We start from the raw sequence: 12,015 nt of genomic DNA on the forward strand, positions 1-12,015 counted from the left end.
CTATCTGCCGCCTGCCAGGATCGCCTCGATGAAGCGGTGCGCCTTCAGGGCATCGTCACCGGTGACGCGCAGGGATGCGCCGTTCTGGACAGCGTCAACGAAGTTTTCGATGAGCGCGCAGTGCATCCCGTGGCCGAAGGCCATGGGATTGGCGCCTGCACCGCTGCCTGACTTCTCCCCGCCTTCCGTGAAGCTTGTGCCGTCCATGAAGGCCGCGTCGAGCCTGTCGCCCGTGAAAACCGCCGTGCCCTTGGTGCCGATCAGCTCGATACGCTCCGGCAGGCCTGGATAGGCGCAGGTCGTGGCATTCAGCGTGCCGATAGCGCCGTTCTCGAAGGAGAAAGCGGCCGTCACAAGGTCTTCGGTTTCCATCGTGTGGATCGGGCTGGTGCGGACGAAGGAGGAGACATCCTTCGGCGTGCCGGCGAGGCTTAAGAGCAGGTCGATCGTATGGATGCCCTGGGTCAGAAGCACGCCGCCGCCGTCGCGCGCCTTCGTGCCCCGCCCTTCGACATCGTAATAGCTCTGGGGCCGCCAGTTGCGGATCGCGGCAGACGCTTCCACCAACTGCCCGAGCCGGCCAGACCTGACGATCCCGTCGAGCCTCAGGGCAGCGGCGCGGAACCGGTTCTGCAGCACCATGCCGAGCAGCACGCCCGCTTCCTTCGCCGTGCGGACGATCGCCTCGGAGCGCTCCAAGGAGATATCCAGCGGCTTTTCGAGCAGGATATGCTTCTTCGCCGCAGCGGCCCGCCGGACGAGCTCCAGGTGGCTGCTCGGCGGCGTCAGGATCAGCACCGCCCCGATCGCCTCGTCCGCGAAGATGGCGTCGAGATCGCCGCTGACCGGAATGGGATATTGCGCGGCAAAGGCGTCGCGCCGGGCTGCCGTCCGGCTGTAGGCCGCCACGCATTCGATCCGGTCCGACAGGTCCAGAAGGGCGCGGGCATGGTGCCCCGCCGCCATGCCGAGCCCGATCATCGCCACTTTCAATTTCGCCATGATGTGCTCCCTGCCATGCCAAACACTGTCGTCATACGGCGGCACCCCCTCATCCGACCCTTCGGGCCACCTTCTCCCCGCTGGGGAGAAGGGATACTTGCCGCGCCGTCTCTATTCCCTCCTCTCCCCTCGGGCGTCCGGAGGACGGGACGGGGCCGTCGACCCGTCCCCGGAGGGTGGCCGAGCGCAGCGGAGGCCGGGTGGGGGGCGGCTTGCGCTGCCTTCATGAGATAGCTCACCCAAGCACTTCCAGCGTGCGCATGATGCCGCGCAGCTCCGCCAGGCCCTTCAGCCGGCCGATGCAGGAATAGCCGGGATTGACCTTCTTGCCTATGTCGTCGACGATCGCATGGCCGTGGTCGGGCCGCATGGGGATCCGCCAGTCCGCCCTGCCCTCGGCCTTGCGGCGCTTCTCTTCCGCCGTCAGCGCCATCACGACCCGCACCATGTCCGTGTCGCCTTCCAGATGCTCCGCCTCGTGGAAGGAGCCGTCGCCCTCCTTGGTGACGTTGCGCAGATGGGCGAAATGGATATCGGGCGCGAATTCCTCCGCCATGGCGACGAGATCGTTTTCCGGGTTGGCGCCATAGGACCCCGTGCAGAGCGTGATGCCGTTCGACGGCGACTTCACTGCCGCCAACAGCGCGCGGGCATCCGACGCCTTGCAGACCACACGCGGCAGGCCGAAGAGCGGGAACGGCGGATCGTCCGGATGGATCGCCATCCTGACGCCCGCCTCTTCCGCGACGGGAACAATCTCCTTGAGGAAGGCGAAGAGGTTCTCGCGAAAACCGTCCTCGGAGAGTTCCTTGTAGATATCCAGCATGCGGTTGAGGCTTTGGCGGTCGTAGACGAATTCGCGCGCCGGCACCCATTCGATGAGGTTACGCTCCAACCGCGCGAGATCGCTTTCGCTCGCCGCCTTCAGCCATGCTTCGGCCTTCTCGATGCGATCTGCGGGGTGATCCTGCTCGGCACCGGGGCGTTTCAGGATGAGGACGTCATAGGCGCAGAATTCGACGATATCGAAACGCAACGCAGTGCCGCCATGCGGCATCCGGTATTCGAGATCGGTACGGGTCCAGTCGGTGATCGCCATGAAATTGTAGCAGACCGTCATGATGCCGGCCTTGGCGACCGCGCGGATCGAAGCCTTGTAGTTGTCGATCAGCTCGCGATAACGGCCGGTGCGGGTCTTGATGTCCTCGTGGACGATGATGCTTTCCACCACCGACCAGGTGAGCCCCGCCTCCTCGATGATCGCCCTGCGCTTCAAAATCTCGTCGTCCGGCCAGGCGCGGCCGTCGTTCAGGTGATGAAGCGCGCTGACGATGCCGGTGGCGCCCGCCTGTTTCACATGGGAGAGGGTTACCGTGTCGTCCGGTCCGAACCAGCGCCAGGTCTGTTCCATTGTCGTCCTACCTTGTTAGAGCCGCACGCCGGTGGCGGCGTCGAAGAGATGGCTGTTGGCGGGTGCGAGCGTCAGGTTGAGCACGTCGCCTGCCTTGATGAAAAGACGCTCGCGAAGCTGCGCCGAAATCTTCTGGCCGTCCACCGCGCCTTGCACGAAGGTTTCCGAGCCGGTCGGCTCGATATTGCCCACCGTCACCGGAATGCCCTCGCCCGAGGCCGCAATCGTTAGGTGCTCCGGCCGGATGCCGTAGGTCACCGCAGTGCCCGGCGCGGCGGACGCTTCGGACCCCAATCGCAGCTTCACGCCGTTCTCCGTCACCACCGACCTGCGATCTTCCGCCACCCTGGCGGAGAGGAAATTCATCGAAGGCGAGCCGATGAAGCTCGCGACGAAGGTGTTGACCGGCCTGTCGTAAAGGTCGAGCGGCGCGCCGACCTGCTCGACGATGCCGTCCCGCATCACCACGATGCGGTCGGCCATGGTCATGGCCTCGATCTGGTCGTGGGTGACATAAACCGTCGTCGTCCTGATGCGGGCGTGGATGTCCTTGAGCTCGGCGCGCATCTGCACGCGCAGCTTGGCATCGAGGTTCGACAGCGGCTCGTCGAAGAGGAAGACCTGCGGATTGCGCACGATGGCGCGGCCCATGGCGACGCGCTGCCGCTGGCCGCCGGAAAGCTGCTTCGGATAACGCCGCAAATAGTCGGTGAGGCCGAGGATGCGCGCCGCATCCGCCACCCGCGAGGCGATCTCCTCCTTGGATTTCTTCGCCAGCCTGAGCGAGAAACCCATGTTCTCGGCGATCGTCATATGCGGATAGAGCGCGTAGTTCTGGAAGACCATGGCGATGTCGCGGTTTTTCGGCTCGACATCGTTGATGACGCGACCGCCGATGCGGATCGTGCCGCCGGTGATTTCCTCCAGCCCGGCGATCATCCTGAGCAGCGTGGACTTGCCGCAGCCGGACGGGCCGACCAGCACGACGAAAGCGCCGTCCGGCACGTCCACGGAAACCCCCTTGATGGTTTCGAAATCGCCGTAGGCCTTGCGGACGTTCTGGATTTCAACGGAAGCCATATTTCATCCTGAGATTGCGTGTGTCTGGGGCCCGAGCCGGTCGGCGGCGCGGATGGCTGCGAGCAGGCTGAGACCGGTGTGGTAACCGGGATCAAGGTCGGGTGTGGCGGGCACGAAATCGACCGGACCGTCCTTCGTCATGGTCTGATAGGCGATCGGCGGCGTTCCGCGCCAATAGCGTTCGAAGAAGGCCGCATGCGCCGCCTTCCAGACCTCCAGGCTCCCGGCGCTGCCGGTGCGCTCGTGGCAAAGGGCTGCGGAGCGGATCGTCTCCGGCAGCGACCACCAGGGGCAATAGGGGCTCAGTGGCTTACCGGACGCGACCGAAACCGTGAGTGTGATGCCCGGCCCGACGAAGCCCGTTTTGAAGGACGAGACCAGAATGCGTTCCAGTGTCTCGATCAGCGCCGGGTCGGTATTGTCGTCGAGATAGTCCAGCGCGAAGCCGACGAACTCGATGCCGTGGCCGACATTGCAGGCATCCTCGCCCGGCACGTTTCGGAGCAGGCCGGTTCCGGCGTCGAAATGCCGGTCGACGACATGGGCGATGAAGCGGTCGGCAAAGGCAAGATGCGCGGTGTGCCCGAAGCGTTTCAGCGGGCCTGCGGCGCCCAGCAGGATCATGCGCGGCCCGAAATCATCCGCCTGGAGGGCGAGGCTTTCGAGCGACAGCGGCCGGCGCTCGTCCATCTGGAAACGGCCGTTCTCGATCGACGCGACGACCTCTCCGAAATAGGCGAGATGATCGGTCACGCCCGGCAGGCCGTAGCGGCTCGCCGCAGCCACCAGGCCCTTGGCCGCGAAGGCATCGGAATAGGAGTAGATCAGCGCCGGCTTTTCCTGTCTGTGCACGACGCCGGCGGCATCCGCATAGACCGGCTGCATGTCGCGATCGTAGCAGAAATAGGCATGGCCATCAGGCTGCTGCAGAGCGGCGAGCAGATCGTAAAGGCGGCGGCCTGCTACATCGAGTTTTTCGGCCAGCGGCGGCAATTCCCGACTGAAGAACTCCGCATGGGTGACGAGGGATTCGAGCCCCCGCCCCTGGATCCAGCCATAGGTGTAATCCGGCCCGCGAACGCCGTCCTCAGCGCCGTAATCCGTGAGCGTCACACTGTTCTGCTTGGTGTTCAGAAACCCGCCGCCGAGCGCCGGCCGCTGCAGCATCCAGTAGAGCGTGCCGGCATTGGCCGCGGCATAGGTGGTGCGCGCCTCTTCGAAAAATTCCATTGCCGTCACTCCTTGAGACCGGTGCTGGCAACGCCCTGCACGAAATTGCGACGCAGGATGACGAAGAGCAGGATGGACGGGATGAGCACGGTGGCGGAGGCGGCGCTGAGACGCCCGAGATCGACCGTGAAGCCGGTCTGGAAAAGTGCCAGCCCCACCTCGATCGTGTAGCTCGTTCGCGTGGTCGCGACGATCATCGGCCAGGCGAAGGCGGTCCAGGCCTGGAAGAAGGCAAGGACCGCGAGCGCACCCAGCGCCCCACGCAGGAGCGGCAGGACGATATGCAGGAAGATCCAGAACTCGCCGGCGCCGTCGATGCGCGCCGCTTCCAGAAGCTCATCGGGGATCGAGTGGATGACGTTCTGGCGGATCAGGAAGATGCCGAAGCTCATCACCAGATAGCCGAGCAGCAGGCCCCAGACGGAATTCAAGATGCCGAGGCTTCTTGCCTGGAAATAGAGCGGGATCATGTAGACCTCGAACGGCACGATCGCGGTCGCGAGGAACAGCGCGAAGATGACGTTCAGGGTCCCGAAACGGAATTTGCCGAAAATGTAACCGGCGATCGCCGAGGTCGCGACGATGGCGAGCGTCGAGAGCACCGCGAAGGCGAGGCTGTTGCCGATCCAGCGGATGAGCGGCGTCTCGCCGAGCACCGCCGAGAAATTGGCGATCGTCGGGTCGCGCGGGATGACGGTCGGCGGCCAGGCAAGCATTTCCGCCGGGGTCTTGAAGGCATTCGCCACCAGGAAGACGAGCGGCAGCAGCATCAGGATCGAAACGACAACGAGGAAGATATCGATCGCAAGGTTCGTCAGCCGCTTCTTGCGGCGCAGGCGAACGCCTTCAGCCAATTCCTGCGCGGTGGGTTCGATATGCGCGGTCTTTTGATTCATGGCAACTTCAATGGTCATGCCCTGCCCCTTTCCCGCAGCATCGAGAACTGGATGAGCGTCAGCACCAGCACGATGACCAGCAGCACCACGGCCTCCGATGCCGCGTAACCGACGCGATAGTTGCGGAAACTGTTTTCCAGCATGTCGAGGACCAGCACGCGCACCTGCCTTCCCGGCGCGCCCTGCGCATCCGACGCCAGCACGAAGGCCTGGGCATAGACGTTGAAGCCGGAGACCAGCGTCACGACCGAAACATAAAGCGTGATCGGCTTCAGCATCGGGATCGACAGGTACCAGAAGCTCTGCGGGCCGGAAGCGCCGTCGAGCTTGGCCGCCTCATAAAGCGAGACCGGCAGGTTCTTGAAGCCGACGATATAGATCAGCACCGCATAACCCAGCGCCTGCCAGGAGCAGAGGACGATGATGCAGATGACGGACAATACCGGATCGAACAGCCAGTTCTGCATCGGAATGCCGAAGAAATTCAGGAGTGCGTTGAGCGGCCCGAGCCGTGCGTCGAAAATCCACTTCCAGGCCATGGCGGCCGGCACCAGCGACACGACATGCGGGATGAAGACGGCGGTCTCGTAGAAGCCGGCCATCTTCGACCGCGTGCGGTGGAAGATCAGCGCGGCGATGAAGAGCGCCATCGGGATGGTCAGGAAGAGCACGCCGAAGGCGATGATCGTGGTATTGACGAGCGCATCGAGGAACAGGTGATCGCCCATCAGCTCGCGGAAATTGGCAAGTCCGACGAACGGCTTGTTCTTGGACAGGATATCCCATTTGAAAAGGCTGAGCCTCAGCGTGTCGGCGATCGGATAAAGCCGCACATAGGCGAAGATCGCCAGCGTCGGCAGGATCGCGAGGATCGCAAAGATAAATCTTTTGCGCTTCAGCATTGCGTCATGGCCTGTAGATAAGCGGGTTCGGCCGCAAAGCGGGTCGGACCCTGATCCTCGGGAGAGCGCCCGGGACGAATGATGCCCCGGGCGGATGCGATTGGCGAGGGTTGCCGGCGGATTATTTCGCAGCCAAGCCTTCGCGATCGAGGATGGTGTTCACTTCGTCGCTCGCCTTCTTCAGGAACGCGTCGATCTTGGCATCGTCGGCGGCCATCGAGGCGTCACCGAAGGCGACCACGAGCTGGGCCGCGACGCGGGTCAGGATCTCCTCGATCGGGCCGATCGACGGCAGCGTGAAGAACTCGTAACCCTGCGGATAGTTGACGAAGGCGGCAAAAGCCGGTTGCTTGGTTGTGACGCTCGAATAATCGACGCCCGAACGGTTCGGCAGCCAGCTGACATTCTCAAGCAGCCAGACAAGGTTTTCCGGCGAATTCGCCGCCTTGGCGAATTCCCAGCCGATATCGGCATCGTCGCCCGCGACATAGAGATTGGTCGGCAGCGCGATCGAGCCCTTCGGCAGCGGCGCGGTTGCATATTTCAAGTCCGGCGCCTTCTTGGCGATATCGCCGATCACCCAGGATTCGCGGATGAACATGGCGGTCTGGCCGCGCTCGAAGGCATCGGCGTCGGCGGGCATTTCCGGCGAGACGGTCTTGGTGGTGAAGATGTTGGCGAGATACTGTTTCAGCGCCTTGCGGCCGGCCTCGTTGGCGAAATCGGTCTTCCACTTGCCGTCGCCGGTCGGCACCAGGATCGCGCCGCCGTACTGGTGCATGTTGATCCAGAACTTTTCGGCAATGCCCTGGCCACCGCCGGAGAGCCGCAGGCTCCAGCCGGAAACCGTCGCCTTGCCCGAGGCATCGCGCTTGGTCAGCTTCTCGGCATAGGCGGAATAATCCTCCATGGTCTTCGGCGGCTCGGTGAGGCCGGCGGCCTTGAACATGTCGGTATTGTAATAGAGCGCGCCCTGGCCGCGGAAGAGCGGCACGCCATAGACGGTGCCGTCGTAACTTGCCGTGTCGCTGAAGAACTTGTCGAAATTCTTAGTATCCTTCACGAAGGTCGCCACATCATCCGGCGCTTCCGGCAGGAGACTATTTTCGAGGTAGCGGGTGGCAGTCGAGCCGGAAAGCTCGATGACGGTAATTCCTTCCTGGCCGCCGGTGAGACCGAGCGCCACGCGCTTCTCGTGCTCGCGCAGCGCAATCGCCTCGACCTTCACTTCGAGGTCCGGATGGCTGGCCTTCAGGCCTTTCGCGACATGTTCGTAGAACGGCGCCATTTCGGGATAACCGCTCCAGACCGTCAGCGTTTCCGCCGAAGCGGAAGAGAGGCCGGAAAGCAGAGCGGCGCCGAATGCCGTGCCCATAAGCAGAGCGCGGGTGGAAATCCTGTTTTTCACTGATGCGTTTTTCATGTCCCTGTTCCCTCTTGTTATTGACGAAAAGCTCTCATGCAACCGGTTGCGTGTCAAGCATCGGATGGGTCTTGGTCGTGTGCGGATCATGCGCCCTGCTCCTCCTCAGTTGTCGTTCGCCAGCTCGACGGCACAGGCTGCGAGCGCCTCGGCCGAGCCCGGCGCGAAGGTCGCGGCCAGGCCGTAATAGCGATGCGCCTCGTCCACCTCGTAGCCGCCATGGCGGAACTCGCCGGCCGGCGGGATATAGCCCGGATTGTCGTCCGCAAAACCGATGACGAACGCGGGCTTGTCGGGGCCGAGCGCGGCGCGGATCGACAGAGCCGTTTCGGCAAAGATCTCGCCCGGCAGCGCCACGAGGGGCACGCCACCCCAATCGAGCACGGTCACCCGTGCGGACAAGGGTTCGGGTTCGGCGGGAGCGATATCGCGCGCCCAGACGGCCCAATAACCGAGCAGATTTTTGCGCGCCGGTTCGGCGGTCAGAGCCTCCTCCCGCCAGCGCTTTTCGAGGATTTGCGGAGGCTCCGTCTCGCGGCGATGGAAGCCGAGGGCGACGGTTCCATTTCGCTCGATGACGGTATCGGAAACGGGTTGCTCCGAGGCAGCAAGGACTGCTACCGCAACCTTGCGGCCGATCCGCGCCGCGGCCTCATAAGGCCTGTCCGGATTGGCGGCGAGCGTGACAGACGCATGCGCCGAATGGCCGGTATTGGTGTCGCCGGCGCAGCCGGTCATGAAGAGAGCGACCGCGCCGGGATAGGCTTCCTCCAGCGTCTGCCGCACGAAATGCGGATAGTCCGCCGTCCACAGCAGGTTGTCGGCGGCGAGCACCACCGGATGGCAGGCATAGGCCGTGACGAGGGCGATCATTGCCCCGTCTTCGCCGCGAATGCGCAGCAGCGGCAGGGAAGCGTCCACCGGTCCGCCGGGATGGCGCCGGTTGCGCGCTATCCCCGGGTCGTTCCCCTGCCCCGCCGTGATGTTGGCCGGCCGTCGGGCCGCGGCCGCCTTGTCGATCGCAGCCACACAGGCATCTTCCAGCCGCTCCAGATAGGCCGGGTCGGCGGCGAGGCTCAGCCTCCCAGCCATGGAAACCGGCCCGCCGTGATTGTGGAGCGCCGCGACGATCACGCTTCCGGCGGGCAGCGTGCAGCGCTCGCGGATGCGGGCGCTCATCGCCGCGTCGATGCCGATCACGTCGGCCACGACGACGGCCGTATCTCCGACCGCCACCGCCCGCGCCGTCAGCGCGTCGTGAGCACCCCGCGCGGGCAGGCTACGGGCCGCGAAGCCGGACATCAAGAGCCCCGGCGGCGGCGTGATATCGACGATGGCTGCCCCTGCCTCGATCATGTGCGGAATACCTTCGCGCCATGCACCCAGGCTTCGCGGACCTTGAGCTCGCGGTCGCCCTCCGACCAGTCGAAACGGATGAGATCCGCCCGCGCGCCGACCTCCAGCCGCCCCCGCCCGCCGACGAAGCGGCCGGGATTCTGCGTTGCGAGAAGCAGGGCATCGGCCAGGGACAGGCCGGCCATCCCGGCGGCGATCGGCACATTGGCGGACAACGGCAGGCTGGCGCCGGCGAGATAGGGCGTGCCGGCGACGCCGATGCGCCCTTCCGGCGAGACCTCGACCTGGCCGCCGACCGGCTGGTCGTAAAGGCCTGGCGGCATGCCGGCAAGCGCAACCATGTCCGAAACGAGGATCGCACGTTCCATGCCTTTGGCGCGCAGCATGGACTTGAACGTATCGGGCGGCAGGTGCCAGCCGTCCGCGATGAAGCTCGCCGTCAGCCGGTCGTCGGCAAGTTGCGCCCAGATGAAATTCGGATGGCGCGGCAGCATGGCCGCAGCCCCGTTGCCGAGATGGGTGGAGAGCACCGCGCCCGCCTCAGCCGCCGCGTGAATCTGCCCGGGTGTCGCCGCCGTATGGCCGAGCGCCACAAGCACCCCGCGCGCGGACAAGGCCCGGATGTAATCGATGCTGCCCTCATGTTCCGGTGCGATGGTCACCATCGAAACGAGATCGCCGGAAGCCTTCTGCCATCGGTCGAACTCCTCGATCGAAGGCGGCCGGACATGCCGCAGCGGATGCGCGCCGCGCGGGCCGTCCCTGTCGGAGATCGAGGGGCCTTCGACATGCACGCCCGGCACCATTTCGGCGATCAGCCGGTGACCGGCGCGAATTTTGGCGATCGCCTCCAGCGCCTGGAGGATCGCGCCTTCCGAGGCCGTGATGATTGTCGGCAGCCAGGTGGTCACGCCGGTGCTCAGCAGTTCCTCGCAGAGGGAAAGGACGGCATTCGCCGTCACCTCGCCGTTGTTCAGGTCGAAACCCCGGAAACCGTTGACCTGCAGGTCGATCAGGCCCGGCGACAGATAGTGAGAGCTTGTGTTTTCGGCCGCTCGGACAGCGGAAATCTTCCCGTCGGCGATCTCGATCGCAATACCTTTGCCGGTGCGGGGATCGATGCCCTCGACGGTCGTCATCAGAGCGCCCTCACCCGGCCCTGGAAACTGGCGATGAAGCGGCTGTTCGCCTCGTCGCCACCCGGCGCGTTGCCGCTGCGCCAGACAGGCGGTTCGATGCCGCGTTCGACGAGCTTGGCGACCGTGCGAATGACGAGGCAGTTCAGCGTGAAGGCATTGGCGAAGGTGGAGATCGCCGCAATGTTCTCGCCCATGCCCGGCACGGTTACCACCGCATCGCCGATCGGCACCTTGGTATCGACGGCGATATCGACGATGTCGTGCAGGTTCTGCTTGGTCGGATGGCGCGCGGGATGATCCGGCGAAGTGTTCGAGGCGTGCTGGCGGGAGCTGATGCCGATCAGGAACGTGCCACGCCGCCGCGCCTCCAGCGCCGCATCGATCAGCGCCGCATTGATGCCGTAGGCATTCACCAGGATCAGCAGGTCTGTTTCGCCGAGCCGCTGGTTGGCGATCACCACCTTGCCGTAACCGGGCGTGCGTTCGATGGCCATGGAGCGCAACGCCCCGTTTGAGAGCAGCGTTCCTTCGTCCAGTATGGCGCTGACATGCATCAGCCCGCCGGCGCGGAAGAAGACTTCCTGCGAAGCCAAGTTGGAATGGCCGCCCGGTCCGTAGATATGTACGAGCCGGTCCGCCTCGATCTGATCGGCAAGCTTCGAGGCCGCCTGATCGAGCGGAGCCTTCTCCTCCTCCAGCACCCGGCGCATCAAGGCCTGGGTGGAGGCAAAATAACCTTCGCAGAGCGCATCCGCATCGATAACAGGCCCAGGGGCTTTAAGTTCAGGCATCGGGATCGGAATCCTTATCGATATAGAGAGTGCAGGCGGCATGTATGCGCAGGATGCTTGCAGGGCATTCCGTGGTGAGCGGGCCGTGGAGCGTTTTCGAAACCGCGTCCCGTTTGACGCGGCCCGGCACGACGCAGAACATCCGCTCGGCGCGGACGAGACGCGGCACCGTCAGCGTGACCGCCTCGCGGGGCACGGAGGCAAGATCGGGGAAACATTCGTCGTCCACCTGCTGCTGCCGGCAGATATCGTCGAGTTCGACGATCTTGACGTCCAGCGGATCGGAAAAATCCGCAACCGGCGGATCGTTGAAGGCGATATGGCCGTTGACGCCGATGCCGAGGCAGACGAAATCGATCGGCGCCTCGTTCAGGAGGTCGGAGTAACGCCGGATCTCCGCCGCCGCATCCGGCTCCGGCGTGATGCGGTGGACGGCGGCAAAAGGCAGCCTGCCGAAGACATGTTGGTCCAGCCAGTTGCCGAACCGGGCAGGCGAGGAAGGCGAAAGGCCGATATATTCGTCCATATGAAAAGCGGTGACGCGGTTCCAGTCGATGCCGGGCATGGCGCAAAGTGCTGCCAGCATATCCGCCTGGCTGGGCGCCGCCGCAAACACCATCCGCACGTTGGTCTTCCTGGCGAGGCGCTCGGCAAGTGCTGCCGCGATGTCCGCCGCGGCGGCTGTCCCCATCTCGGCCCGTGTGGCAAAGCTTTCGACCAGGAGCCGGTCGAAGGTCCGCCGCGTTTCCGGCGAAGGGCGAAGGGCGGTTGCGAGGTTCAACGCG

At 64.5% G+C, this 12,015-nt stretch carries 11 protein-coding genes; all 11 read right to left on the reverse strand.

The window, feature by feature from the left end; translation table 11 throughout:
• The 11 genes from ACMGE0_RS12895 to ACMGE0_RS12945 all read right to left on the reverse strand — a co-directional run bounded on the left by ACMGE0_RS12895 (position 1) and on the right by ACMGE0_RS12945 (position 12,011).
• The gene (locus ACMGE0_RS12895; protein ID WP_436816256.1) at positions 1 to 1,002 is read right to left on the reverse strand and encodes a Gfo/Idh/MocA family protein; all 1,002 of its coding nucleotides are present in this window, start codon (positions 1,000 to 1,002) and stop codon (positions 1 to 3) included.
• A 235-nt stretch (positions 1,003 to 1,237) separates the two neighbouring features.
• Positions 1,238 to 2,413: a mannonate dehydratase gene (gene uxuA, locus ACMGE0_RS12900; protein ID WP_436816257.1), complete on the reverse strand. Its 1,176-nt coding sequence runs from the start codon at positions 2,411 to 2,413 to the stop codon at positions 1,238 to 1,240.
• A gap of 15 nt (positions 2,414 to 2,428) precedes the next feature.
• Complete coding sequence (locus tag ACMGE0_RS12905; RefSeq protein ID WP_436816258.1) at positions 2,429 to 3,493, reverse strand: ABC transporter ATP-binding protein; 1,065 nt, start codon at positions 3,491 to 3,493, stop codon at positions 2,429 to 2,431.
• Positions 3,494 to 3,496: 3 nt separating this feature from the next.
• On the reverse strand, positions 3,497 to 4,723 hold the full coding sequence (locus ACMGE0_RS12910; RefSeq protein WP_436816259.1) for an AGE family epimerase/isomerase: 1,227 nt from the start codon (positions 4,721 to 4,723) through the stop codon (positions 3,497 to 3,499).
• Between the two features lie 5 nt (positions 4,724 to 4,728).
• Entirely contained in the window at positions 4,729 to 5,637 is a 909-nt protein-coding gene (locus ACMGE0_RS12915; RefSeq protein ID WP_436816260.1) for a carbohydrate ABC transporter permease, read from the reverse strand.
• Positions 5,634 to 6,521, reverse strand: a complete 888-nt coding sequence (locus ACMGE0_RS12920) for a carbohydrate ABC transporter permease (RefSeq protein WP_436816261.1) — start codon at positions 6,519 to 6,521, stop codon at positions 5,634 to 5,636. The genes ACMGE0_RS12915 and ACMGE0_RS12920 overlap by 4 nt, the downstream gene beginning before the upstream one ends.
• Before the next feature lie 121 nt (positions 6,522 to 6,642).
• A complete protein-coding gene (locus ACMGE0_RS12925; RefSeq protein ID WP_436816262.1) occupies positions 6,643 to 7,944 on the reverse strand; it encodes an ABC transporter substrate-binding protein in 1,302 nt (433 codons plus the stop codon).
• Positions 7,945 to 8,049: 105 nt separating this feature from the next.
• Positions 8,050 to 9,300: an alkaline ceramidase gene (locus ACMGE0_RS12930; protein ID WP_436816263.1), complete on the reverse strand. Its 1,251-nt coding sequence runs from the start codon at positions 9,298 to 9,300 to the stop codon at positions 8,050 to 8,052.
• Entirely contained in the window at positions 9,297 to 10,439 is a 1,143-nt protein-coding gene (locus tag ACMGE0_RS12935) for an N-acetylglucosamine-6-phosphate deacetylase (RefSeq protein WP_436816264.1), read from the reverse strand. The genes ACMGE0_RS12930 and ACMGE0_RS12935 overlap by 4 nt, the downstream gene beginning before the upstream one ends.
• On the reverse strand, positions 10,439 to 11,230 hold the full coding sequence (locus ACMGE0_RS12940; RefSeq protein WP_436816265.1) for a sugar isomerase domain-containing protein: 792 nt from the start codon (positions 11,228 to 11,230) through the stop codon (positions 10,439 to 10,441). Before ACMGE0_RS12940 ends, ACMGE0_RS12935 begins: the two co-directional genes overlap by 1 nt.
• Positions 11,223 to 12,011, reverse strand: coding sequence for a 6-phosphogluconolactonase (locus ACMGE0_RS12945; protein WP_436816266.1), 789 nt, complete (start codon positions 12,009 to 12,011; stop codon positions 11,223 to 11,225). The genes ACMGE0_RS12940 and ACMGE0_RS12945 overlap by 8 nt, the downstream gene beginning before the upstream one ends.
• Positions 12,012 to 12,015: the final 4 nt, after the last annotated feature.

Origin of the sequence: Neorhizobium descurainiae (genome assembly GCF_051400715.1) — a bacterium.
GTDB lineage: Bacteria > Pseudomonadota > Alphaproteobacteria > Rhizobiales > Rhizobiaceae > Neorhizobium.